General features: G+C 59.7%; 22 protein-coding genes. 6 read left to right on the forward strand and 16 right to left on the reverse strand.

Annotated features, from left to right (window positions below):
- The first annotated feature begins 35 nt into the window (after window positions 1-35).
- Window positions 36-725, forward strand: coding sequence for a DUF4197 domain-containing protein (locus ACM6JQ_RS21795; protein WP_007908873.1), 690 nt, complete (start codon window positions 36-38; stop codon window positions 723-725).
- On the opposite strand, the gene ACM6JQ_RS21800 is transcribed toward ACM6JQ_RS21795, so the two are convergent.
- The 3 genes from ACM6JQ_RS21800 to ACM6JQ_RS21810 form a co-directional block, all read right to left on the reverse strand.
- Window positions 722-2,113, reverse strand: a complete 1,392-nt coding sequence (locus tag ACM6JQ_RS21800) for a Fic family protein (protein WP_414894659.1) — start codon at window positions 2,111-2,113, stop codon at window positions 722-724. The genes ACM6JQ_RS21795 and ACM6JQ_RS21800 overlap by 4 nt on opposite strands.
- 729 nt (window positions 2,114-2,842) lie before the next feature.
- Window positions 2,843-5,911, reverse strand: coding sequence for an efflux RND transporter permease subunit (locus ACM6JQ_RS21805; RefSeq protein ID WP_414894660.1), 3,069 nt, complete (start codon window positions 5,909-5,911; stop codon window positions 2,843-2,845).
- A gap of 6 nt (window positions 5,912-5,917) precedes the next feature.
- Complete coding sequence (locus tag ACM6JQ_RS21810) at window positions 5,918-7,018, reverse strand: efflux RND transporter periplasmic adaptor subunit (protein WP_095112531.1); 1,101 nt, start codon at window positions 7,016-7,018, stop codon at window positions 5,918-5,920.
- Between the two features lie 94 nt (window positions 7,019-7,112).
- Between ACM6JQ_RS21810 and ACM6JQ_RS21815 the strand changes: the two genes are divergently transcribed.
- A complete protein-coding gene (locus ACM6JQ_RS21815; protein ID WP_007908881.1) occupies window positions 7,113-7,748 on the forward strand; it encodes a TetR/AcrR family transcriptional regulator in 636 nt (211 codons plus the stop codon).
- Window positions 7,749-7,880: 132 nt separating this feature from the next.
- On the opposite strand, the gene ACM6JQ_RS21820 is transcribed toward ACM6JQ_RS21815, so the two are convergent.
- A complete protein-coding gene (locus tag ACM6JQ_RS21820) occupies window positions 7,881-8,663 on the reverse strand; it encodes a class I SAM-dependent methyltransferase (RefSeq protein WP_007908882.1) in 783 nt (260 codons plus the stop codon).
- A gap of 92 nt (window positions 8,664-8,755) precedes the next feature.
- Here ACM6JQ_RS21820 and ACM6JQ_RS21825 point away from each other — a divergent pair, with 92 nt between their 5' ends.
- Window positions 8,756-9,376: a hypothetical protein gene (locus tag ACM6JQ_RS21825; RefSeq protein ID WP_007908883.1), complete on the forward strand. Its 621-nt coding sequence runs from the start codon at window positions 8,756-8,758 to the stop codon at window positions 9,374-9,376.
- 3 nt (window positions 9,377-9,379) lie between these two features.
- Here the strand turns inward: ACM6JQ_RS21825 and ACM6JQ_RS21830 are convergent, their stop codons facing one another.
- The 7 genes from ACM6JQ_RS21830 to ppc form a co-directional block, all read right to left on the reverse strand.
- Window positions 9,380-10,072: an extensin family protein gene (locus ACM6JQ_RS21830; protein ID WP_095112533.1), complete on the reverse strand. Its 693-nt coding sequence runs from the start codon at window positions 10,070-10,072 to the stop codon at window positions 9,380-9,382.
- Between the two features lie 2 nt (window positions 10,073-10,074).
- Complete coding sequence (locus ACM6JQ_RS21835; RefSeq protein ID WP_095112534.1) at window positions 10,075-10,896, reverse strand: isocitrate lyase/PEP mutase family protein; 822 nt, start codon at window positions 10,894-10,896, stop codon at window positions 10,075-10,077.
- Between the two features lie 32 nt (window positions 10,897-10,928).
- Window positions 10,929-11,789, reverse strand: a complete 861-nt coding sequence (locus ACM6JQ_RS21840) for a DUF72 domain-containing protein (protein ID WP_095112536.1) — start codon at window positions 11,787-11,789, stop codon at window positions 10,929-10,931.
- Window positions 11,789-12,097, reverse strand: a complete 309-nt coding sequence (locus ACM6JQ_RS21845; protein WP_007908889.1) for a hypothetical protein — start codon at window positions 12,095-12,097, stop codon at window positions 11,789-11,791. Before ACM6JQ_RS21845 ends, ACM6JQ_RS21840 begins: the two co-directional genes overlap by 1 nt.
- A 222-nt stretch (window positions 12,098-12,319) precedes the next feature.
- Window positions 12,320-12,994: a tRNA (adenosine(37)-N6)-threonylcarbamoyltransferase complex dimerization subunit type 1 TsaB gene (gene tsaB, locus ACM6JQ_RS21850; protein ID WP_095112537.1), complete on the reverse strand. Its 675-nt coding sequence runs from the start codon at window positions 12,992-12,994 to the stop codon at window positions 12,320-12,322.
- Window positions 12,995-13,087: 93 nt separating this feature from the next.
- Entirely contained in the window at window positions 13,088-13,735 is a 648-nt protein-coding gene (gene adk, locus ACM6JQ_RS21855; protein ID WP_134176932.1) for an adenylate kinase, read from the reverse strand.
- A 300-nt stretch (window positions 13,736-14,035) separates the two neighbouring features.
- A complete protein-coding gene (gene ppc, locus ACM6JQ_RS21860; protein WP_414894661.1) occupies window positions 14,036-16,666 on the reverse strand; it encodes a phosphoenolpyruvate carboxylase in 2,631 nt (876 codons plus the stop codon).
- A gap of 213 nt (window positions 16,667-16,879) precedes the next feature.
- Here ppc and ACM6JQ_RS21865 point away from each other — a divergent pair, with 213 nt between their 5' ends.
- The 3 genes from ACM6JQ_RS21865 (at window position 16,880) to ACM6JQ_RS21875 (ending at window position 18,839) form a co-directional block, all read left to right on the forward strand.
- Entirely contained in the window at window positions 16,880-17,224 is a 345-nt protein-coding gene (locus tag ACM6JQ_RS21865; RefSeq protein ID WP_095112540.1) for a pilin assembly protein, read from the forward strand.
- 367 nt (window positions 17,225-17,591) lie between these two features.
- Window positions 17,592-17,996 carry a DUF4398 domain-containing protein gene (locus tag ACM6JQ_RS21870; RefSeq protein WP_007908899.1) on the forward strand — a complete coding sequence of 135 codons (405 nt, stop codon included), beginning with the start codon at window positions 17,592-17,594 and terminating at the stop codon, window positions 17,994-17,996.
- 54 nt (window positions 17,997-18,050) lie between these two features.
- Window positions 18,051-18,839 carry an OmpA family protein gene (locus ACM6JQ_RS21875; RefSeq protein WP_007908901.1) on the forward strand — a complete coding sequence of 263 codons (789 nt, stop codon included), beginning with the start codon at window positions 18,051-18,053 and terminating at the stop codon, window positions 18,837-18,839.
- Window positions 18,840-19,185: 346 nt separating this feature from the next.
- Here the strand turns inward: ACM6JQ_RS21875 and ACM6JQ_RS21880 are convergent, their stop codons facing one another.
- From ACM6JQ_RS21880 to ACM6JQ_RS21900, 5 genes are all read right to left on the reverse strand, one after another.
- On the reverse strand, window positions 19,186-19,515 hold the full coding sequence (locus tag ACM6JQ_RS21880; RefSeq protein ID WP_007908903.1) for a hypothetical protein: 330 nt from the start codon (window positions 19,513-19,515) through the stop codon (window positions 19,186-19,188).
- Window positions 19,512-20,417, reverse strand: coding sequence for an alpha/beta hydrolase (locus ACM6JQ_RS21885; RefSeq protein WP_095112542.1), 906 nt, complete (start codon window positions 20,415-20,417; stop codon window positions 19,512-19,514). The genes ACM6JQ_RS21880 and ACM6JQ_RS21885 overlap by 4 nt, the downstream gene beginning before the upstream one ends.
- A gap of 165 nt (window positions 20,418-20,582) precedes the next feature.
- Entirely contained in the window at window positions 20,583-21,833 is a 1,251-nt protein-coding gene (locus ACM6JQ_RS21890) for a flavohemoglobin expression-modulating QEGLA motif protein (RefSeq protein ID WP_176091693.1), read from the reverse strand.
- Between the two features lie 51 nt (window positions 21,834-21,884).
- Complete coding sequence (locus ACM6JQ_RS21895) at window positions 21,885-22,439, reverse strand: hypothetical protein (protein ID WP_095112544.1); 555 nt, start codon at window positions 22,437-22,439, stop codon at window positions 21,885-21,887.
- A gap of 157 nt (window positions 22,440-22,596) precedes the next feature.
- Window positions 22,597-23,310, reverse strand: coding sequence for a TetR/AcrR family transcriptional regulator (locus ACM6JQ_RS21900; RefSeq protein ID WP_007908909.1), 714 nt, complete (start codon window positions 23,308-23,310; stop codon window positions 22,597-22,599).
- Between the last annotated feature and the right edge of the window lie 78 nt (window positions 23,311-23,388).

Consider the following 23,388-nt stretch of genomic DNA (forward strand, 5'->3'; position numbering starts at 1 on the left):
TTTCCGCAGCCCTTTTCCGCAACAAGGAAGCCGCCATGCTCCGCCCTACCCTTCGCTTCGCCGGCCTGTGCGCAGGCCTGATGATCTCCGCCAGCGCGCTGGCGCTGTCGCTCAGTGACCTGTCGCAAAAAGACGCCACCGGCGGTCTCAAGGATGCTCTGACCCAAGGCGCACAAATCGCCGTCAAACAACTGGGCACACCCGGCGGTTTCAGCAACAACCCCGACGTGAAGATCGAACTGCCGGGCAAACTCGGCAAAGCCGCGAGCAAGATGAAAGCCTTCGGCATGGGCGCCCAGGTTGAAGAACTGGAAACCGCGATGAACAAGGCTGCCGAATCCGCTGTGACTCAGGCCCAGCCAATCCTCGTCGACGCCGTGAAGAAAATGAGCGTGGCAGACGCCAAAGGCATCCTCAGCGGCGGCAAGGATTCGGCCACGCAATACCTCGACAAATCCAGCCGCGAACAGATCCGCGCCAAGTTCCTGCCGATCGTCAAACAGGCGACCGACAAGGTTGGCGTAGCGCAGAAGTACAACTCGTTCGCTGGTCAGGCTGCTGCGTTTGGCGTTGTCGATGCGAAGAGCGCCAACGTTGAAAACTACGTCACCGAACAAGCGCTGAATGGCCTGTTCGAGATGATCGGCAAACAGGAAGAAACCATCCGCCAGAACCCGGCCGCTGCGGCGACCAGTCTGGCGAAGAAGGTGTTCGGCACACTCTAAACAGCCACGACACGGGGGCGAATCAATTCGCTCCCGTGCTTCCCTCCACGTAAAGGACTACGTAAAAAGAACACCCACTCCCGCCCCATCTTCCTTCTCTCCAAAAGCTGCAATTGGTCCAGCCCCTCCAGAACCGAAGTCGCCTCGTTATACGAGCAACCAAAATTTTCCGCCAAATTGCCTGCCGTGAACTCCTTAGCCTCCCCGCTTTTTGCCGCCTGATACACCGCGCGCTGTATTTCCGTCATCTGATCGAAGTAGCCAGAATTCGTCAGCCAGCGCTCGAACTCTTCGGTGTAGGCCACGCTCTTGCGGTAAACATCGGAAAACCCGAGCACCGCACGCTGGATCACCGAACACTGGAACTCGATGAAATAAGTCAGATCCAGCTCATCCGCCTCGGTATGCAGGTATGAACGTCCATATTTCACCGGAGCATTACGCAGTAACAAACTGATCGCAATGTAGCGAAACGCCGCAAATTCGTTCTTGAACATGAACCAGTAAAACAACGCCCTGGCGACCCGCCCGTTGCCGTCGCGAAAGGGATGTTCGTAGCCCAAGGCAAAATGCAGTGTGATCGCCTTGATCAGTGGATGCAGGTAGCTCGTCTCTTGCGGTGAGCCTTCGGGCAGGTTGATCCAGTGCGACAGTCGCTCAAGCCGCGACACCAATCCTGCTGCAGGTGGCGGCCGGTGCACCGTATTGCCCGCCCCGTCCTGGACGACCACCTCGTCATTGGTCCTGAACACCCCAGGGGAATACTGCTCGTCATCGATACCCTCGACCCCCACCCGATGAATCGCCGCAATCAAATCCACGCTCAAGGGTACGTAACGTCTCTCCCAGGCAAAATTCATCATCCGGTAATTACCCATCACCATGCGTTCATCCGGAGTGCGGGGCTGGCGCTGCTGCTTGAGCATGTCCTTGGCCACACGCGTAGTCGTCGCAGCGCCTTCCAACTGGCTACTGGCAATCGCTTCATCTTCGATAAGATCATTGAGCTGATAACTGAAATGCGCCCGTTCGCCAATCTGGCTGGTCATGTACTCCAGCGCAGCCGTACTGGCCTGTCGATCGACGATGGAGATGGTCTTCTGCGCCAGCGGCGTCAACAGATACTTCCCCCACTGCACAGGCTCACCCAGTGGCAGAAGGTTAATGTGCTGGGCCGCCCGCGCCTTCTTGACCAAAGCCCAGCACAGTCTGGCATCCAGCCCCGCCGCCCAGCGATAACGCAACGCTTCAAATGGCAGATAACGACCTTGATCATCGAGCGGCTTGAGCAGCGCAAGATAATCCTCCAGACGATGTTTGTGGGGCGGGCGCACCAACAAGTCGAAAACGGGGTCGGTTCTGCCTTTCAATGCTGGCGGCTTTTTCATCAAGACAAACTCAGGAACGCTGGAAGCAGAGGCTGGAGTACAGCATCCGAGGCACCAAGGCTCAATATCGGAGGTTTCTGAAAAAGATGTAGGAAGTGGCTGAGGTAGAGCGGACTACGGGTAATCAGCTAGAAACTGGTCGGCAGTCAGCCCGCCATCGCTGGCAAGCCAGCTCCCACAATTGGCTTGGGTGTATGCAGGTAGAGATTGGGCGGCTGTCAGGACCTCATCGCGAGCAGGCTCACTCCTACAGTTGGATTGCGTACATCTGCAAAAAACAGGTCGGCTGTCAGGCCGCCTTCGCGAGCAGGCTCGCTCCCACAGAAGAGCAAGAGCAGACCGCTTCTGCTCCTCACCACTCAACAGGATGAGCGTTAGCTCGGCTGCAGCTTTTGATCTTGATCTGAAGGCCCATCGGCAGGCTGAGTGGAGGGATTGATCCGGGGGTGGGAGCGCAGCGACCGTTCGACGAAGTCGAACACATCGAGAGGAGGTGCAGCGAAGCAAACCGTAGGCGATGCCCCCGGATCGATCCCGGAGCGAAGGAACCCCGAGCCCCAGCGAGCGGGCCGAACGTCAGGGCAAAGCCTTTTGGGTTACCTTTTCGGCGTTTGGAAAAGGTGACTCGCCGTAAGGGCGAAACCGCCAGCGGCAGCACCCACAAAAACGGATATACACCCAAAACCCCAAGAACATGGTCGGCCCGAAGGCCGCCACGTCAAACGCAGATCAAACCTCCCGGCGAACCCTGAACCAAGCCGCATACAACGCCGGCAAAAACAACAGCGTCAGCGCAGTCGCAACAATCAACCCACCCATGATCGCCACCGCCATCGGCCCAAAAAACACACTCCGCGACAACGGAATCATCGCCAGCACCGCCGCCAAAGCCGTCAACACAATCGGCCTGAAGCGTCGAACCGTAGCCTCGATAATCGCCTGCCAAGGCTTAAGCCCCGAGGCAATATCCTGCTCGATCTGATCCACCAGAATTACCGAATTGCGCATGATCATCCCGGACAACGCAATCGTCCCCAACATCGCCACAAACCCGAACGGCTGACGGAACACCATCAAAAACAACGTCACCCCGATCAACCCCAACGGCGCCGTCAAAAACACCATCGCCGTACGCGAAAAACTGCGCAACTGCACCATCAACAACGTCAGCACCACGACAATGAACATCGGCACCCCGGCATTCACCGACTTCTGCCCACGCTCGGAATCCTCCACCGTGCCGCCGACATCCAACAGATAACCATCGGGCAACTCGGCACGAATCGAATCCAGCGTCGGCATGATCTGCTTCACCAACGTCGCCGGCTGCTCCTTGCCATAAATATCCGCGCGCACGGTCACGTTTGGCAGACGATTACGATGCCAGATGATCCCCTCCTCAAAGCCGTATTCCAGCGTGGCAATCTGCGACAACGCCACACTGCGACCGTTATCCGTCGGCACGGCCAGACTCGGCAGCAACGACAATTCAGTGCGCTCATGCACCGTGCCGCGCAACAGAATCTCGATCAACTCATTGTCTTCGCGATACTGACTGACACTCGATCCGGTCAACGAACTCTGCAGAAATTTCGCCAGATTCGCCGTGCTTACACCCAGCGCCCGGGCACGATCCTGATCGATATTCAGATACACGACTTTGCTCGGTTCCTCCCAATCCAGATGCACATTGACCACATGCGGATTCTCGCGAACCTTGGCTGCCACCTTACGCGCCAGCGCGCGAACTTCTTCGATGTGTTCACCGGTCACGCGGAACTGCACCGGATAACCCACCGGCGGACCGTTCTCCAACCGCGTGACCCGCGAACGCAATGCAGGAAATTGCTCGTTAAGCGTTTCGATCAACCAGCTGCGCAGCGCCTCACGCTCCTCGATGTTCTTCGCCAACACCACAAACTGCGCGAAGCTCGCCGCCGGCAATTGCTGATCGAGCGGCAGATAGAAACGCGGCGAGCCGGTGCCAACATAGGCGACGTAATTGTCGATGCCGGCGTGATCCTTGAGCATCGCTTCCAGACGTTTGACTTCACCGGTGGTATTGGCCAGCGACGCACCCTCAGCCAGTTTCAGATCGACCATCAACTCCAGCCGATTCGAGGCCGGGAAAAACTGCTGCGGGACGAAACGAAACAACATCACCGACGCGATAAACAGTCCCACCGTCAGCACGATCACGGTCTTGCGATGCATTACGCACCACTCGACCAGACGCCGAACGCGCTGATAAAATGGCGTGCCATACGGATCAGCCTGACCATCGCCAGTGCCATGTTTGGCCGCATGAATTTTCGCCAGATCCGGCAGGAGTTTTTCCCCCAGATACGGCACGAACATCACTGCCGCCACCCAGGACGCGAGCAGCGCGATGGTCACCACCTGGAAGATCGAGCGTGTGTACTCGCCAGTACCGGACTGCGCCGTGGCAATCGGCAGAAACCCGGCGGCAGTGATCAACGTCCCCGTAAGCATCGGAAACGCGGTGCTGGTCCAGGCATAACTCGCCGCACGGATACGGTCGAAACCCTGCTCCATTTTGATCGCCATCATTTCCACGGCGATGATCGCGTCGTCCACCAGCAAGCCCAGCGCCAGCACCAACGCGCCAAGGGAGATCTTGTGCAGGCCGATGCCGAGGTAATACATGCAGGCGAAAGTCATCGCCAGCACCAGTGGAATGGTCAGCGCCACAACCATGCCGGTGCGCACGCCGAGGGAGAAGAAGCTCACCAGCAAGACAATCGCCAGCGCCTCGACCAGCACCTGAACAAACTCGCCGACCCCGGTTTTCACCGCCGCCGGTTGATCGGAAACCTTGCGCAATTGCATGCCGGCCGGGAGGTTTTTCTGGATGCGCGAGAACTCGCCTTCCAGTGCTTTACCGAGCACCAGAATGTCACCGCCATCCTTCATCGCCACCGCCAGACCGATCGCGTCTTCACCCATGAAACGCATGCGCGGCGCCGGTGGATCGTTGAACCCGCGGCGCACATCGGCGACATCGGAGATGCGGAACGTACGATCGCCGACGCGGATCGGGAAGTTTTTTATCTCCTCTACCGTCTGAAAATTTCCCGAGACCCGCAGCTGCAAGCGCTCGCTACCGGTTTCAAAGAAACCGGCGGTCGACACCGCGTTCTGTTCTTGCAGCGTTTGTTGTACCGCCGCCAGCGGCAAGCCGAGGGTCGCCAGTTTGACGTTGGACAGCTCGACCCAGATCTTCTCGTCCTGCAAACCGAGCAAGTCGACCTTGCCGACATCCTTGACCCGTTGCAGCTGAATCTGGATGCGATCGGCGTAATCCTTGAGCACCGCGTAATCGAAACCGTCGCCGGTCAGCGCATAGATATTGCCGAACGTGGTGCCGAATTCATCGTTGAAGAACGGCCCCTGAATATCCGGCGGCAAGGTCTGACGAATATCGCTGACCTTCTTGCGCACCTGATACCAGAGGTCGGGGATTTCCTTGGAATGCATCGAATCGCGAGCAATGAAGGTGACCTGGGATTCACCGGGGCGCGAGAACGAGACGATGCGCTCGTATTCGCCGGTTTCCATCAGCTTCTTTTCGATGCGCTCGGTAACCTGCCGCGAGACCTCCTGCGCGGTCGCGCCCGGCCAGCGAGTCTGGATCACCATCGCTTTGAAGGTGAACGGCGGGTCTTCGCTCTGGCCGAGTTTGGTGTAGGACAACGCACCGACGATGGCCAGCAAAAGCATCAGGAACAGTACGATCTGGCGATTACGCAGCGCCCATTCGGAAAGGTTGAAGCGCATTGGGACTTACTCCTTGTCCGCCAGATTGACCACACGGTTGGAGCGATCCACCGGACGCACCTGCTGACCCTCGAGCAACACGTGAACGCCGGCGGCGACCACCCAGTCGCTGGCGTTCAGGCCTTCAAGCACCGGCACGGTTTTTTCGCCGAACGGGCCGACGCGCACTGGGGTTTTCTTCAAGGTGTTGTTGCCGTTGACGACCCAGACGTAGGTCGCGCCGTTTTCGGCAGTGAGTGCCGAGAGCGGCACCGACAGCGACACGGCATCGGCCGATTGCACAAACACCCGGGCGCTCTGGCCCAGTTCGGCCGGGACTTTGCCACCAGTGAAGGAAATGCGTGCGGCGAAGGTGCGCGAGCGTGGATCGGCGGCGGGCGACAGTTCGCGGATCTGCCCGGCGAAACGCTGGTTCTGTTGGGTCCACAGCTCGACCGTCACTGGCTGACCGACCTTGAAGCGCCCGAAGCTCTGCTCCGGCAGGCTGATCAGCACTTCGCGCTCGCCGTCGGTGGCGAGGGTAAACACCGTTTGCCCGGCGGCGACGACCTGTCCGACTTCCACCGAACGCTTGGCCACCACGCCATCCTGCGGCGCACGCAACACCGCGTAACTGGCCTGATTGGTCGATACGTTGAATTCAGCTTTGATTTGTTTGAGGCGGGCTTCACCGGAGCGGTAAAGGTTTTCCGCATTGTCGTAGGCCGAGCGGCTGACCATCTGCCGATCCATCAGGGTCTTGTAGCGATCGCGCTCGGCACGCACCAGGTTGAGATTGGCTTCGGCGGCGGCAACCTGGGCGCGGGTGGCTTCCAGCTGCAGGCGCACGTCCTGCGGATCGAGTTCAGCGAGCGGTTGATCTGCCTTCACGCGCTGACCTTCATCGACCAGTCGTCGGCTGACTTTGCCGCCAATGCGGAACGCCAGATCGGGTTCGTAGCGGGCGCGCACCTCGCCCGGATAACTTTCCATCGTCTGCGCCGAAGGCTCTGGCTGCACCACCATGGCCGGTCGCACGGTGACTTGCGTCGCCTCTTCCTGACCACACGCTGACAAAAGGAACGCCAGACTCACTGGCAACGCGAGGGACAACGCATGGCGGAACATGGTGACGGACCTTTCGCTAATGGTGCTTGGAATAATTATACTGGCGGGTATGTTATTAATAGCAAACTCACCAGTCCAGTATTAAAAGCGAAGAATGTCGAACAATCTTTCAGCTCCAAACGGTCCGGGCCGTCCCAAGGATCTGGCCAAGCGCCAGGCGATCCTCGACGCGGCGAAAATTCTGTTTCTGAGTCATGGCTATGCCAACACCAGCATGGACGCGGTCGCCAGCGAGGCTGGCGTGTCGAAGCTGACGGTCTACAGCCATTTCAACGACAAAGAGACGCTGTTCTCCGCCGCCGTCGTGGCCAAGTGCGAGGAGCAATTGCCGCCATTGTTCTTCGAATTGCCCGAAGGCATCGCCGTGGAAAATGTGTTGCTGAACATTGCGCGAGGCTTTCATCACCTGATCAACAGTGATGAGTCGGTGAACTTGCACCGCTTGATCATGGCGCTGGGCAGTCAGGATCCGAAGCTGTCGCTGATCTTCTTCGAGGCCGGCCCTCAGCGCATGGTGCAAGGCATGGAGCGGTTGTTGACGCGCATTCACGAGACAGGCGCGCTGAGCATCGATCTGCCGCGCAATGCCGCCGAGCATTTCTTTTGCCTGATCAAGGGTGCGGGGAATTTTCGGCTGTTGTATGGCTGTGGGGAGCCGTTGACTGAAGAGGCAGCGGAAAGCCATGTGCAGGAAGTGGTGGGGTTGTTTATGCGGGCGTACAAAGCCTAATTTCTGCGGTGTCGGCACTGACGCCATCGCTGGCAAGCCAGCTCCCACAAGGATTTGGGTGTGATCACAAATCGTGTACACACCACCAAACCCTGTGGGAGCTGGCTTGCCAGCGATGAGCGCGACTCGGTATCAAGCCTTGAGCGCTTTCTTCGGGTAGATGTCATAGCGGCTCGATTTGCCATCCAGCGCATGACTCGGCTTCGGCCCTTCAATGCACGGCGCCTTGCGCGGTCGTTTGACCACCACCCGGTGCGTCGCTAATGCCAAAGCGGCCTGCAACAGCGCCGGCGCATCCGGATCATCACCCACCAACGGCCGGAACAGACGCATTTCCTTTTTCACCAGCGCAGTCTTCTCGCGATGCGGAAACATCGGGTCGAGATAAATCACCTGCGGCGCCTCACCCTCCCAGTTCTGCATGACCTCGATGGAATTGCCCTTGAGCAACTTCATCCGCGCCACGATCGGCGCCACGTCGAAATCTTCCGCCGCCCGCGCCAGACCATCTTCCAGCAGCGCGCCGATGAGCGGCTGGCGTTCGATCAGGCTCATCTCGCAACCGAGACTGGCCAGCACGAACGCATCCTTGCCCAGCCCCGCCGTGGCATCCAGCACCCGTGGGCGCACGCCTTGAGCGATGCCGACAGCCTTGGCGATCATCTGCCCGCTGCCGCCACCGTATAAGCGCCGATGCGCCGCACCACCTTCAACAAAGTCGACCCGCACCGGCCCCGGTGCATCCGGGCCGAGCTGTTGCAGCTGCAAACCCTGCTCGCCGACCTGCAAGGCAAACTCGCCGTCCGCCACTTCAAGCGGCAGGCCCAGGCGCTCGGCCCACTGCCCGGCTTGCGCTTCAAACGTCGGGCCGAGGGCCTGAACATGGATGCGGCAGGCCGCAGGTTGCTCGATCATGGAAAACACGCTCAAAAATTCAAGGATCGGCAAAAACCGCCGATAATTCATTCAACGCGCATTTTGCCAGAGCTGAGCGTCAACCGAAAAAAATGTCAGGCATTCTTCCCACATCGATTGGCTACATCTCGCCCCATGGCGACTTTAGCCGTCACAACACTCAAGCACTGAGCGGCGTCAGTCACCTGTGGCAGGATTTCTTTGCCCAGGCGATGGCCGAACAGACGAGTGAAGTGGTGCCTGCCTGTGGCACGTTCCCTCCGGTTGACCTGAGCAGCCCGGAAGAACCGACCATCGGCAGCGAGCTGCACGCGCACATCGTCAGCCAGCGCGAGTGCGATGTGGTGGAAACCGAAGTGCGTCCGCCAGAGCCGCTGTTCCTGCCGATCGCCGAATTCGAAATGGACTTGCTGGACAAACCCTTCCCGCCGTTCCCGCCGGAAGAACTGAAAGCTCAGCAAGAGCAACAGGATTTCGACAGCAGTTGGGTGCGTCCGGTGGTGATCAACAATGGTCAGCCCGTTCCAGAGCCTGGCCCGGCCCCGCAGAAGAAACCGCTGTACCTGCCGATTGCCGAATTCGATCTGGATCTGCTGCAAAAGCCTTATCCGCCGTTCCCGCCGGAAGAAATCGTCGAGCAACAGAAGGCGCTGGACTTCGATAATGGCTGGGCCCGCCCGATCGTTCTGCAGAACCTGCGCCTCGCCGCCTAAACCTCAGCGACACACGCTCCAGCGCCCGACATCGACATGAAAGTGATTGCGGTGGGCGGCGTTGTAATCCGGGCTCAACACCACACTGAATGCCTCACAGGCACCGTCGCGCAACTGACGCAGAAACTGCGCGTCCTGATTTTGCTTGGGCCAGTCCTTGAGCACGCTGACCGTGCGACCATCGGCCAGACGAAACCCGGCGATGTCCAGCGCATCAGCACTGGCATGACGGCTGAGCGCGCCGCTTTCGCGGTTGTAGACATTGCGACAGGCGAAGCTGCCGAGGTGATCGACACGCGCGATCTTTTGCCCGTAAACGGATTGCGCGACGGGTTGCAGCGTGTGGTGTTCAAACATCGCGTAGGCCACTGCCAGCGGACAACTGGCGAGGAAGCTGCTGCTCAGCGCCACCTCACCACCCTGTACGCGCAAGGCGCCGATCAGTGGACACTTGGCGTCGGGGCTGTCGGATTGCCGCGTGACGCGCAGATCAGAGCTGCTCAACGCCTGGGCGCAGAGTTCAGGATCGCTGCGCAAGCGCATCAGCTTGTAACCGGTCAGCCAATTGGGCGCGGCTTTGACGTCCAGTGGCGCCCATGGATTCCATTGCGGCGGTACGTCCAGCCAACCGCGCCAGACACTGACCGCAGCGCCGCCAATCGTCAGCAGCACCAGCCAGAATATCCACCGCCCCATGTTCAGCCTTTGAAAAACTGGTTGGCTTTGGCGTACGGCATCGACTGCGCGGTAAACCCGAACGTGCCGGATTGCTGGATCTCTTCAGCGGCGCGGAAGAACTCGCCGAACGCCGCCAACGCCAATGCCGAGCCGGTGCTGATACGCCGCACACCCATTTCTTGCAGCTCCTGCACGGTCAGTTTCAAACCGCCGGACATCAGCACGTTGACCGGTTTCGGCGCCACCGCGCGCACCACTGCCAGCACTTCCTCGGCGTTGCGCAAACCCGGCGCGTACAACACGTCGGCGCCCGCTTCGGCGAAGGCCTGCAAGCGGCGGATGGTGTCGTTGATATCAGGATTGCCGTGCAGGTAGTTTTCCGCGCGCGCCGTCAGGATGAAGGGGAATGGCAGCGTGCGCACAGCGGCGACGGCCGCTTCGATACGTGCCACAGCGTGTTCGAAGCAATAGATCGGCGCATCCGCGCGGCCCGTGGCGTCTTCGATCGAGCCACCGACCGCACCCGCCTCTGCTGCGCGAAGCAGGCTTTCCGCGGCTTCGGCCGGGTCATCGGAAAAACCGTTTTCGAGATCCACCGCCACCGGCAAATCGGTGGCCGCGACAATCGCGCGGACATTGGCCAGGGTCTCGTCGAGACTTAACGCGCCATCGGCCTTGCCCTGGGAAAACGCGTAACCGGCACTGGTCGTTGCCAACGCCTGATAGCCGAGGCTGGCGAGCATTTTCGCCGAACCTGCATCCCACGGATTGGGTATGACAAAAATTCCCGGACGTTCATGCAGGGCTTTGAAGGCGTGTGCTTTAACGGCTTGGGCATCCATCGGCAGGCTCCTGGGCAGGATAAAAATCCGCTTCAGAGCAGGCCAAGTTGCTCCGCAGCGGGTTCTCTGTATAGCTCAGGCAGCGCCGGCAGGCCAGGCAAACGTTGCATCAGTTGTGCGTGAAAACGTTGCGCCAGCTTCGCCGCCAGGAGGTTGTCGGCGGTGTGCAGGAAGATGTACGGCGTGCGGCCCTCTTCGATCCATTCGGCGATTTTCGCCACCCACGGCACCAGGAACGAGTCGTTGGCTTCCAGTTCCGGATGGCCAATGAAACGCACCTGCGGGAACTGCGTAAACGCCGCCGGGCGCGTCGGCACTCGCGGCTTTTTCGATTGCGCGTGGATCACCGACGACTCGGTCGACAGGCAACTGAACAGCGCACGCGGATCGAGACAAATGCGCTCAACGCCACGGTCCAGCAGCAGACGATTGAGCAAACGTTCGCTCTCGCCCTTGGCGAAGAACTGCTCATGCCGTACTTCCACCGCCAACGGACAATCCAGTGCATCGATGAACGCCGCCAGTTCCGGCAGGCGATGCGGCGTGAAGCTTTTCGACAGTTGCAGCCACAGCGGCGAAGCACGCTCACCGAGCGGCTTGAGTAATTGCAGGAAGGTTTCGGCGGCGGTCAGTTGCTCGCGCAGGTCTCCGCTGTGGCTGATGTCGCCGGGGAATTTGGCGGTGAAGCGAAAGTGCTCGGGCATAACGTCAGCCCAACGCTGCACAGTCGCGGGCGATGGACTGGCATAGAAGGTCGTATTGCCTTCAACGGCGTTGAACACTTGGGAATACAGACCGAGGAAGTCAGAGGTTTTTGCATCTACCGGGTACAGATATTCGCGCCAGGCGTTTTCGCTCCAGGACGGGCAACCGAGATAGTAAGGCAGATCCATCAGATGTACAGATCGAGGCCCAGCACGTCTGCATCCCAATCGACAAAACCGGCGGTGCTCAGGTAACTGGCCAAGGCCATCGCTACGCTCTTTTTCATCGCACGGTGATAGATCATGTCTTGCTGACGGGCAGGCAGATTGCTCAGGCGTTGGGCCGAGGCTTTGGCAGCGCGGGCGGCCAATTGCTCTTCAGTCGGGAATTCCAGCTCGCCGTCGATATCGTCGACGGATTCATCCAGCGCCACATTGCCTTTGCGAGGCTTGCGCTTGATGGGGTAGGACTGAGAGGAAAGGCCGTCTATACGCATAATTTCATGCTCGGTATCGATGATGGCAATTTAGCGGCACTTGACCGACTTAGCAAACCGCCGAGTGATAACTAGAACACATAAAGCGCAAAAGGTTTAAAGCGGGGGGTTAGAAACTGACGATTGGCTTCAGAAGATCAAAAGATCGCAGCCTTCGGCAGCTCCTACATTTGGAATGCGATCCTTGTAGGAGCTGCCGCAGGCTGCGATCTTTTTAAAGGCTCAACGAGCCTTGGGGGTGGCGACTTTGTCGCGCAGGTAAACCGGTTGTGCATCATCCGCCGGGATCGACTCGCCGCGCTCCCAGGCGAAACGCGCCAAGGTCAGCAAGTCTTCGGCGTGGGGCAACATGCCGGCGTCGGAGCCGGTCAGATCGACCGCGATCCGCTCGCCATAACCCCAACCGGTGCCAGCACCAAACCAGTCGCCACTGGCATCGGCCGGCAGCGCGGCGACTTCCGGTGGCAACACCGCTTCGGCACCGACCAGACGCATCTCCCCTGCCGTCTCACGGTAGCAGCCCCAATACACTTCATCCATCCGCGCATCGATGGCCGCCGCGACCTGGCTCACGCCGTGCTCACGCAGCGCACGTTGCGCCAACACGGCCAGATTGGACACCGGCAACACCGGACGATCCAGCGCGAACGCCAAACCTTGCACCACACCAATGGCAATCCGCACACCGGTAAACGCACCCGGGCCACGACCGAAAGCAATCGCATCGACCGCTTGCAGCGTGGTGCCGGCATCGGCCAGCAGTTGCTGGATCATCGGCAGCAGCTTCTGCGCATGCAGGCGCGGGATCACCTCGTAATGGCTCGTGACCTTGCCGTCATGCAGCAAGGCAACGGAGCAAGCTTCAGTCGCGGTGTCCAGGGCCAGCAAGGTGCTCATCGATGTTTCCAAAACAGGGGTGGGAAAAAGGGCGTCAGTATAAACAACTACGGCCCGCAAGCGGGCCGTGGATGATGCAGCCGATCAGACTTTTCAGCTCAGCGCGGCCAGCACCTTGGTGGTGATCGCATCAACCGAACCAACGCCTTCGATGTGGCTGTACTTCGGCTTGCCGTTGGCAGCCGACAGCTTCTGGTAGAAATCCACCAGCGGCTTGGTCTGCGAGTGGTAGACCGACAGGCGATGACGCACGGTTTCTTCGGTGTCGTCCTTGCGCTGTACCAGCTCTTCGCCGGTGATGTCGTCTTTGCCCGCGATTTTCGGCGGGTTGTAGACGATGTGGTAAACGCGGCCGCTGGCTTCGTGAACACGACGGCCGGCGATGCGTTGCACGATTTCTTCGTCTTCAACAGCGATTTCAACCACGGCATCCAGCTCGACGCCGGCAGTCACCAGGGCTTCAGCCTGCGGAATGGTGCGCGGGAAGCCGTCGAACAGGAAACCGTTGGCGCAGTCTGGCTGAGCGATACGGTCCTGAACCAGTGCGATGATCAGGTCATCCGACACCAGGCCGCCGGCATCCATGATGCTCTTGGCTTGCACGCCCAGCGGAGTACCGGCCTTGACCGCTGCACGCAGCATGTCGCCAGTGGAAATTTGTGGAATGCCGAATTTTTCGGTGATGAACTTAGCCTGAGTACCTTTACCGGCCCCGGGAGCTCCCAGCAGAATGACGCGCATTAGATGTGCTCCTCAATTTTTTTATAAAAAGCTTTTACAAAACAAAGGATTCGCCTCTTGGGACGAATCCTGAAAATACGGGTCGTGGCCGCACAAACGGCCAAAGGCTGATCAAGATACACAGCAGGCTGCGCCCACACAAGACGCCAAAAGTCGGAGAAACCGACGCCCCCCGCGACCTTGCGACGCGGTAACCCAAGTCGCAACCCCATCAATAACTGTCGCCTGGCGGCATTTTCATCCGTCAGGCAAAGCGGCACCCGGCATTTGTGTGCGGTGCCGCGCGCCACGACAAAAACGTTAGCCGGTATTTCGCAAACCGGCGGCAATCCCCGCCACAGACACCAGCAACGCCTGTTCCACCGGGCTGCCCTGCTCGACATCCTGCTGTCGCGAACGGGCCAGCAATTCGGCCTGCAATAGATGCAGTGGGTCGAGGTAGGTGTTGCGCAGCCGGATGAATTCGAGGGTGTCAGGGCTATGTGCCAGCAGCTGCGACTGGCCAGTCAGGCCAAGCACCACCGCGCACGCCTGCGACAATAGGTCGCGTAACTGCGCGCCCAACGGCAACAGATCCGGCTCGACCAGACGTTCATCGTAGGACAGCGCGATATCCGCGTCAGCCTTGGCCAGGACCATCTCCAGCATGTCGATGCGCGTGCGGAAGAACGGCCACTGCTCGCGCATTTGCCCAAGCAACTCGCCCTCGCCGCGCTCCAGCGCCTTGCTCAGTGCCGATTCCCAACCGAGCCACGCTGGCAGCATCAACCGCGTTTGCGTCCAGCCGAAGATCCACGGGATTGCCCGCAGGCTTTCGATACCGCCGGCCCGGCGTTTGGCCGGGCGACTGCCGAGCGGCAAACGACCCAGTTCCTGCTCGGGTGTGGACTGGCGGAAATACTCGACGAACTGCGGATTTTCCCGCACGACCTGGCGATAAGCACTGACACCGTCAGCCGCCAATTCATCCATCAGATGACGCCACTCTGGCGTCGGTGGCGGCGGTGGCAGCAAGGTCGCTTCAAGCACCGCCGCCAGATACAGATTGAGGTTTTGTTCGGCGATGTCCGGCAGGCCGAATTTGAATCGAATCATTTCCCCCTGCTCGGTGGTGCGGAACCGCCCCGCCACCGAACCCGGTGGCTGCGACAGAATCGCCGCGTGGGCCGGGCCACCGCCACGGCCCACAGTGCCGCCGCGACCGTGGAACAGCAGCAGTTCGACTTGTTGCTCGCGGCAGATTTCCACCAGGCGTTCCTGCGCACGATATTGCGCCCAGGCCGCCGCCGTGGTGCCGGCGTCCTTGGCCGAGTCGGAGTAACCGATCATCACTTCCTGCGGGCCTTGCAGCCGTGCGCGGTAACCCGGCAGCAGCAACAGCCGCTCCATCACCGGCCCGGCGTTGTCGAGGTCGGCGAGGGTTTCGAACAGCGGCACCACGCGCATCGGCCGCAACACGCCGGACTCTTTGAGCAGCAGTTGCACGGCGAGCACATCGGAAGCGGCGCCGGCCATGGAAATCACGTAGGAACCCAGCGACGCACCCGGCGCGGCGGCGATCTCCTTGCAGGTGTTGAGCACTTCGGCGGTATCAGCAGAAGGCTTGAAATGCGCCGGCAGCAATGGCCGACGATTGCTCAATTCGCGGGTCAGGAAGGTGATGCGCTGCTCTTCGTCCCAGTCTTCATAGCGACCGAGACCGAGGTAATCAGTGATTTCAGTCATCGCCGAACTGTGCCGCGAGGAATCCTGCCGCACATCGAGGCGCACGAGGAACAAGCCGAAGGTCACCGCACGACGCAAGCAATCGAGCAACGGGCCGTCTGCAATCACGCCCATACCGCATTCGTGCAGCGAGTTGAAACACAGCTCCAGCGGATCAAGCAGATCGCGGTTGTTGTGCAGCACATCGGCCGGCGCCGGGGTTGGCGCAGTCAGCGCGGCGTGCGCCCAGTTGCGCGTGGCGCGCAGGCGTTCGCGCAGTTGTTTGAGCACCGCGCGATACGGTTCGGCGCTGTCGCCGGCTTTGGCTTTGAGGGCTTCACTGGCCTGCTGCATCGACAGTTCGGCCGCCAGATGATCGACATCGCGCAGGTACAAATCGGCGGCCATCCAGCGCGCCAGCAGCAACACTTCGCGGGTCACCGCAGCGGTGACGTTGGGGTTGCCGTCTCGGTCGCCGCCCATCCAGGAAGCGAAGCGAATCGGCGCCGCTTCCAAGGGCAAACGCAGGCCGGTCGCTTCGTACAACGCCTTGTCGGCCTTGCGCATATGGTTGGGGATCGCTTGCCACAGCGAGTGCTCGATCACCGCGAAACCCCATTTGGCTTCATCAACCGGTGTCGGTCGTGTGCGGCGGATTTCTTCGGTGTGCCAGGCTTCGGCGATCAGCCGTTGCAGGGTATTTTGAATCTGTTCGCGTTCAGCTGTGGTCAGGTCGCGATGATCCTGCGCGGCGAGTTGCCCGGCGATCGCGTCGTACTTCTGGATCAGCGTGCGGCGTGCCACTTCGGTCGGGTGCGCGGTCAAGACCAATTCAATTTCCAGGCGCGCCAATTGCCGGGCCAGCGACTCGGCGCTGTGGCCTTCGTTGCGCAAACGTGCGAGCAACTCGGGCAATACGCGGGATTCGAACGGCGCCGGCTGCGACTCTTCGCGGCGATGGATCAACTGATACTGCTCGGCAATGTTCGCCAGGTTGAGAAACTGGTTGAACGCCCGGGCTACCGGGAGCAACTCGTCTTCGCTCAATTGATTGAGGCTGGCGCTCAGTTCAGCGTCCATCGAGCCACGCCGATCGGCCTTGGCGCCTTTGCGAATCTGCTCGATCTTGTCGAGGAAAGCCTCGCCGTACTGGTCTCGAATGGTGTTGCCCAACAGCTCTCCGAGCAGGTGAACGTCTTCGCGCAAGCGTGCATCAATATCGGTCATCAGCAATTCCCCAGCAGTAATCCGGACGGCTTAGAAACGAGTGCATGACCTAGAGAGTGCCGCTCTACGACGCTTCTTACAAGCATCCGACCAAGGGACGTTAAACCTTGCGGGCGAAAGCTAGTCTCAACAGTAAGCCGTACAACGGCTTGCCGCCGGCCCCGGCGGACACTCACCCAGACCTGCCATGAGCAGGTGCGAAATGAGGTCATCATGAAAATTCGTGAACTCGCCCAGCATTGGGAAGAAAACGCCAAGGGTCGCCTGACCGACACTGGCTACTCGATTCATCTGGACGTCGAAGCCGCTGCGCGTCTGGCAGCGATTACCGAGATGTACCCCAAACGGCATGTCGAAGAATTGCTCGGCGAACTGATCGGCGCGGCGCTTGAAGAGTTTGAGGCGAGCCTGCCGTATGTGAAGGGTTCGACGGTGGTGGCGACGGATGAGGAAGGTGATCCGTTGTATGAGGATGTCGGGCCTACGCCGCGGTTTCTGGCGCTTTCGCGCCGGCATTTGCATGACCTCTCGGCCGCAGCAGGCAAGCAAAAACACTGATCCGGCATTGCGTTAACCCTGTGGGAGCTGGCTTGCCAGCGATGGCGTCCGTTCAGTCACCGATGTGTTGAATCTGATGGCCCCATCGCTGGCAAGCCAGCTCCCACAGGGAATGTATTTTTCCTCCAGCACTACGTCTTTCTTTCCCCGCGCGTACCGCTTCATCCTGCCAAAGTTCCCGCTTTAGAGCCTTGTCCATTCAGTCAAAAATTATTTTGGCGATAGGCCATCTTTTCTGAACTTTTGAAAAATCCCGCCGGTCGGAACCTGTAACCACGCCTGGAACGAGCGTTTCAAAAACGCGCTTTCACACGTCGCTTGCGGCTCCTCGACCAGGATGGATTCAGATGTATTCAGGAGATGCCTAATGGAGTTGAAGACCATGAAAAACCAAACCTCGTTTACCCACCTGCGCGGTCTGAAACTGGCGGCTCTGGCCATCGGCACCAGCTTCGTGCTGGCCGGTTGCGCCGGTAACCCACCGAGCGAGCAATACGCCGTGACCCAATCGGCCGTGAACAGCGCTGTCAGCGCCGGCGGTACCGAGTTCGCTGCGGTTGAGATGAAGCAGGCGCAGGACAAACTGAAACAAGCCGAAATCGCCATGCACGACAAGAAGTATGACGAGGCTCGCACCCTGTCCGAGCAAGCCGAGTGGGACGCTCGCGTCGCCGAACGCAAGGCTCAGGCCGCAAAAGCCGAACAGGCTGTGAAGGATTCCCAGAAAGGTGTTCAGGAACTGCGTCAGGAAAGTCAGCGCACCGTGCAGTAAGCGCGCATCCCGACCGCAAAGCTGAATCTCTTATCGATAGAAAGGACGAAAATTATGCGTAAGCAACTGATGATCCCCGCTCTTCTGGCCGCAAGCGTTGCTCTGGCTGCCTGCTCCACTCCGCCTAACCCGAATCTGGAAAACGCGCGCACCAACTACGCCGGCCTGCAAGCCAACCCGCAGGCAAGCAAAGTCGCGGCGCTGGAAACCAAAGACGCCAGCGATTACCTGGACAAGGCCGACAAGGCTTACCTGGACAAACAAGACGCGGCCAAAGTTGACCAACTGGCTTACCTGACCAACCAGCGTGTGGAAGTGGCCAAGCAGACCATCGCCCTGCGCACCGCTGAAAACAATCTGAAGAACGCAGCTGCCCAACGTGCTCAAGCGCGTCTGGATGCTCGCGATCAGCAGATCAAACAGCTGCAGGACAGCCTGAACGCCAAGCAGACCGATCGCGGTACGCTGGTGACTTTCGGTGACGTGCTGTTCGCCACCGACCGTGCCGACCTTAAATCCAGCGGCCTGGTGAACATCAACAAACTGGCGCAATTCCTCCAGGAAAACCCGGATCGCAAAGTGATCGTCGAGGGTTACACCGACAGCACCGGTACAGCCAGCCACAACCAGTCGCTGTCCGAGCGTCGCGCCAACTCCGTGCGCACCGCACTGGTGAAAATGGGCGTTGATCCAGCGCGTATCGTCACCCAAGGCTACGGCAAGGAATACCCGGTTGCCGAAAACGGCAGCGCTTCCGGTCGTGCAATGAACCGTCGCGTGGAAGTGACCATTTCCAACGACAACCAGCCAGTGATGCCACGTTCGGCGGTCAGCTCGAACTAAGCGCCCTGCTGTAACGCAAAAGCCCCGCCTGAGTGATCAGGCGGGGCTTTTTTGTGCGGGCTGAAATCGCGCCCCCTCACCCCAGCCCTCTCCCGAGGGAGAGGGGGCCGATTTGTGGTGCTTTCAGATTTTGTGTTCGACACGATGGATCAGGCGGGGCTTTTTGTGCTGGCTGATATCGCAGCCCCTCACCCCAGCCCTCTCCCGAAGGAGAGGGGGCCGATTTGTGGTGTTTTCCACATTTGCGTTCGACTCGGTGGATCAGGTCGGCGTATAGCGAAAGAACACCTCGGTCAGTCCCCTCTCCCCCTGGGAGAGGGTTAGGGTGAGGGCTGAACCTGCAGAATCACTGTTCCAGCTTCTGCGGAGTCTCCTCACCCATGCAACGCACGGCTTTCTTCTGGGCGTTAATCAGCACACCGGTCAAACCTTTCTGCTCGGTATCGAACAACACCAACACGCCATCAATGCACTGCGCCACTTGCGCCGCCGGGTCGAGCGAGACCTTGTAGTCTTCGCCCGGCACGGTCTTGAGCATGGTGAATTCATTGAGCAGCAACGCATCCTCGGGTTTGGCGAAGTGCAGGTAGCCGTAGTACCACAGCGCCCCGACGGTGCCGAGGATGCTGCAGATACCGGTGATGATCAGCGGGATGGCGTTGCGTTCTTCAGTCATTGCGGACTCTCATCTTCAGAATTCGGGGGTGTCGGGTAATTGGGGATTTCGCCGAGACGGCGCAGGCCGTTGAAATGCTCGGGATCGTCGAGGTAGCGCAGCATGACCTGACGCCACACCGGGTCGCCGAAGGTCTGCACATGACCGCCACGGGTCAGTTGCAGCACACGCGGTGGCGGCGCAGCTTGATACAGACGGATGCCGTTGGAAAGCGGGACCAGCGGATCGTCGATGCTGTGGAAGATCAGCTTCGGCACGCCGTTGAGTTGCGGCATCGAGTTGATCGCGCTGTCGCCATCCGGCACCAGCCACGACAGTGGTACCTGAAATGGCCAGGTCAGCCACGAAGTGCTGAGAGCATATTGGCCGACACTGCGATAGCTCGCGGGCACGCCGTCGAGCACCAAAGCCTTGAGTTGTTTCTGCCGTTCGGGATGCTGCACCAGCCAATGCACGGCCATCGAACCGCCGAGGCTCTGACCGAGCAGAATCAGCGGCTTGCCTTTGACCTCGGGCGCCTTGTCGAGCCAGGCAAACGCAGCGTCGATGTCCTGATAGATCGCCGGCAAACTCGGCTCGCCCTCGGACAGGCCATAACCGCGATAGTCGACCAGCAGCACTTGATAGCCGTTTTTCGGCAGCCACCAACTGCCACCGAGGTGCATCGGCAGGTTACCGCCGTTGCCGTGCAGGTGCAGAACGGTGCCTTTGACTTCGACACCGGGTTTCGCCGGTAGCCACCAGGCGTTGAGCTTCAAGCCATCAGCGGTAACCAAAGTTACCGTCCGGTATTCGAGCTTGGCTTTTTCCGGGGTAAAGATCTGGCCCGGCTCGGGGTAGAACAACAGCGAACTGCAACCGCCGAGGGTCAGGAGCAGGCAGAAGATGCCGAGGATTCTCATCCGGTGAAACCTCGCAAAAGAAATTGGCAAACAAACGATTCAGAGAAAAACAAATAACCCTGTGGGAGCTGGCTTGCCAGCGATGGCGGTGGGTCAGCCAACATCAATATTGACTGACAGAATGCAATCGCTGGCAAGCCAGCTCCCACAGGGGATATTGGTTGTTCAAAGGATATTGGAGTAATCCGCTTCGATCCGGTCCAGGCTCAAGTGATTGAGGAAGTTGGAGAAACACATCCACGCCGACAACGCATTCAAATCGCGGAACTGATCCGGCAGGTATTTCGGCGGCACCACCAATCCTTCATCCACCAGCTGGCGCAAGGTCCGCATGTCTTCCAGTGTGGTCTTGCCGCAGAACAACAACGGAATCTGCTCAAGCTTGCCCTTACGCACGGCCAACTGAATGTAGTTGTAAACCATGATAAAGCCCTTGAGGTAGGACAAGTCTTTGGTGAATGGCAGCCCCGTCGGCGTCGAGCCACGAAAAACCCGACTGGCGTTGCCGTAACTTTCCGCCATCTCAAAGCCCTGCTCGCGGAAGAACTCGAAGATCTGCAGGAAGTCGGCGCCCTCCTCGACCATGTGAATGGCGCGGGTGCGGTTGGTCAGTTTGCGCAGGCGACTCGGGTAGGAGGCGAACGTGATGATTTCCATCAGGATCGCCAGGCCTTCCTGGGTCACCGTCGACGACGGTGGGCCTTTGGACAGGAAGGTGCAGATCGGCTGGTTCAGCCCGTTGAGCGTGGTGCCGACGTGCACCAGGCCTTCGTGGACTTCCAGCGCGCGTACGTCGCGATCGTTGAACATCGCGTCGGTGCGGATCTTGATGTAGTCGGCGCCGGCCGCCGCGTCGGCAACGATGCCGTCGGACTCGAACACGCGGATGGTTTCCTCGGCCTCGCCGAACACTTTGTTCAGACGGGTCTGCAGCAAGTGCACCGCGTCTTTGGCGGTGAGAATTTTCGGCTCGTCCTTGAGGTCGCCACGGCCATCAATGTTGTTCAGGTAGTCGGACATCATCAGGCCGAGGTCGGCCAGCGTTGGGTCACCGGCGTGGAATGCATCGGAGGCGGCGCCGTACAGTTCCTGCGAAATCAGGCCGAAATCCTCGGTGCCACGCGCTTCAAGCATGCGCACCACCATGCGGTATTCCTTGCACATACGGCGCATGATCTGCCCGACCGGGTTGAACTGGCCGAGCTGGCGAGTGATGTCGCGCTCGATGTTCTGGAACTCCAGCTTGACCTTGCTCGAATCGAAACTCAGCGGCCGATTGAGGTAGTAGTCGCGATCGACGGCGGGCATTTCCTTGCCTTTGGCCTTGAGGAAACCCTTGCGGATGTTCTCGTCCCACTTGACCGCGTCGAGCACACGGATCGGCGTCTGCGCCAGCACAATGCGGTCGGACAACATGCGTATCGTCTGCTGGTAATCGTCCACCCGAAACTCCTGTAGAAAACTGAATTATTTGGCGCGGGCCTGACGCTGGTAGCGCACGGCTTCCACGAAAACATCGGAATTGGCCGGATCATCGAGGTATGCAAAAACCTTGTCGAGGTTGCTGTCGACCTGTACGCCGTCGCCATCGTCAGTCTGGAAAACCTGACCGTCGAGGGCTTTCTGGTTGATCGCTTGATTGATCTGGTCGAGATCGAGGTTGTAGACCACCAGTTCGTGTTTGTCGGTGAGCTCGAAGCCGGCGATGGTGAAGTGGCCGCCGAAGCGCGCCGGCACTTTCGCCGACAGATACCAGCGGCTGCCGTGGCGCGACACGGTGAAGGGATAGGCTTCACGCTCGTGGGGTTTGGCCCTGAAGTACGTGATGGCCTGATAGCGATCGTTGCCCAGGCGCGTCAGCTCAAGGTTCATCGGCTCGCCCCAGGCATTGGTGCTCGACCATTTGCCGAGCAGGCCTTTGGGCGCCGGTTCGCTGGCGGTCAGCGGTTCCTTGAACGTCACCAGACAGCCACTGAGCAGCAGGAACGACAAGGCGATCAGCACGCCACGCCAGGCTTTCATTCAATACTCCCTATGAACATTGGCCGCCCTCATGGTGATCGATCGTTCCCACGCTCTGCGTGGGAATGCATTCACTGACGCTCTGCGTCATGTCGACGAAGGGACGCGGAGCGTCCCCGGCGGCATTCCCACGCAGAGCGTGGGAACGATCTTGTGGTCAGACCGACGCGAGCACCAGGTGCATATACCGCGTCAGAATGCCGAGCATGTCCTCTTCGGCCAAAGGCTCGGCGTCGTTGAGCAGGCCCTGATATTCCATCCGTCCGATAATCGCCGTCAACACCTTGGCATCTTGCTGCGGTTCACGCGAGCCCAACACCTGGAACAACTGGCAGGTACCCTGCAACAGAATCTGCTGATGTGAACGCACCAGAATCGCCAGGCGCGGGTTAAGCAACGCCTCCTGACGGAATGCCTGTTCGGCCATCAAATGCTCACGCCGGTTAATCAACTGCCGGTGCACATAGTCGGCCATCAGCCGCGCAATATCGTCCGCCAGTTGCGAGCGCGACTCCGGGCTGCCGTCGCCACTGACGACCATGTCACGCAACAGACCTTCATTGTTGACCCACAACTTGGCCATGTACGCCGCGCTGCGTTCAACGTATTGGGCGAAGGTATCGGTGAGCAGGTCATCGATGTCCTTGAAGTAATACGTGGTCGCCGACAGCGGCACACCGGCCTCGGCGGCCACTGCACGATGGCGCACGGCGCGCACGCCGTCGCGCACGACAATGCGCATCGCGGCGTCGAGAATGTCCTGGCGACGCTGCTCACTGCCCTGTCGGCTGGCCTTGCGACCCTGGTACTGAACACTTTCAGCGACCGCAGTGGCGATACCCGCTGCACCCTCTTGAGCTATTGCACCCATCACGACAGAACTTCCTCTGCTATTGCAAAATTAACCAATTGATACATTTGTACCAGACAGGCAATAAAAAGCCGCCTG

The organism is Pseudomonas sp. IT-232MI5 (assembly GCF_949767845.1).
In the GTDB taxonomy this organism is placed as follows: domain Bacteria; phylum Pseudomonadota; class Gammaproteobacteria; order Pseudomonadales; family Pseudomonadaceae; genus Aquipseudomonas.

Bases quoted from the DNA above. Each gene is read 5' to 3' on its own strand.
- ACM6JQ_RS21795 (WP_007908873.1), top strand. From the start codon at position 36: ATGCTCCGCCCTACCCTTCGCTTCGCCGGCCTGTGCGCAGGCCTGATG.
- ACM6JQ_RS21800 (WP_414894659.1), bottom strand. From the start codon at position 2,113: ATGAAAAAGCCGCCAGCATTGAAAGGCAGAACCGACCCCGTTTTCGAC.
- ACM6JQ_RS21805 (WP_414894660.1), bottom strand. From the start codon at position 5,911: ATGCGCTTCAACCTTTCCGAATGGGCGCTGCGTAATCGCCAGATCGTA.
- ACM6JQ_RS21810 (WP_095112531.1), bottom strand. From the start codon at position 7,018: ATGTTCCGCCATGCGTTGTCCCTCGCGTTGCCAGTGAGTCTGGCGTTC.
- ACM6JQ_RS21815 (WP_007908881.1), top strand. From the start codon at position 7,113: ATGTCGAACAATCTTTCAGCTCCAAACGGTCCGGGCCGTCCCAAGGAT.
- ACM6JQ_RS21820 (WP_007908882.1), bottom strand. From the start codon at position 8,663: ATGATCGAGCAACCTGCGGCCTGCCGCATCCATGTTCAGGCCCTCGGC.
- ACM6JQ_RS21825 (WP_007908883.1), top strand. From the start codon at position 8,756: ATGTCAGGCATTCTTCCCACATCGATTGGCTACATCTCGCCCCATGGC.
- ACM6JQ_RS21830 (WP_095112533.1), bottom strand. From the start codon at position 10,072: ATGGGGCGGTGGATATTCTGGCTGGTGCTGCTGACGATTGGCGGCGCT.
- ACM6JQ_RS21835 (WP_095112534.1), bottom strand. From the start codon at position 10,896: ATGGATGCCCAAGCCGTTAAAGCACACGCCTTCAAAGCCCTGCATGAA.
- ACM6JQ_RS21840 (WP_095112536.1), bottom strand. From the start codon at position 11,789: ATGGATCTGCCTTACTATCTCGGTTGCCCGTCCTGGAGCGAAAACGCC.
- ACM6JQ_RS21845 (WP_007908889.1), bottom strand. From the start codon at position 12,097: ATGCGTATAGACGGCCTTTCCTCTCAGTCCTACCCCATCAAGCGCAAG.
- tsaB (WP_095112537.1), bottom strand. From the start codon at position 12,994: ATGAGCACCTTGCTGGCCCTGGACACCGCGACTGAAGCTTGCTCCGTT.
- adk (WP_134176932.1), bottom strand. From the start codon at position 13,735: ATGCGCGTCATTCTGCTGGGAGCTCCCGGGGCCGGTAAAGGTACTCAG.
- ppc (WP_414894661.1), bottom strand. From the start codon at position 16,666: ATGACCGATATTGATGCACGCTTGCGCGAAGACGTTCACCTGCTCGGA.
- ACM6JQ_RS21865 (WP_095112540.1), top strand. From the start codon at position 16,880: ATGAAAATTCGTGAACTCGCCCAGCATTGGGAAGAAAACGCCAAGGGT.
- ACM6JQ_RS21870 (WP_007908899.1), top strand. From the start codon at position 17,592: ATGGAGTTGAAGACCATGAAAAACCAAACCTCGTTTACCCACCTGCGC.
- ACM6JQ_RS21875 (WP_007908901.1), top strand. From the start codon at position 18,051: ATGCGTAAGCAACTGATGATCCCCGCTCTTCTGGCCGCAAGCGTTGCT.
- ACM6JQ_RS21880 (WP_007908903.1), bottom strand. From the start codon at position 19,515: ATGACTGAAGAACGCAACGCCATCCCGCTGATCATCACCGGTATCTGC.
- ACM6JQ_RS21885 (WP_095112542.1), bottom strand. From the start codon at position 20,417: ATGAGAATCCTCGGCATCTTCTGCCTGCTCCTGACCCTCGGCGGTTGC.
- ACM6JQ_RS21890 (WP_176091693.1), bottom strand. From the start codon at position 21,833: ATGTTGTCCGACCGCATTGTGCTGGCGCAGACGCCGATCCGTGTGCTC.
- ACM6JQ_RS21895 (WP_095112544.1), bottom strand. From the start codon at position 22,439: ATGAAAGCCTGGCGTGGCGTGCTGATCGCCTTGTCGTTCCTGCTGCTC.
- ACM6JQ_RS21900 (WP_007908909.1), bottom strand. From the start codon at position 23,310: ATGGGTGCAATAGCTCAAGAGGGTGCAGCGGGTATCGCCACTGCGGTC.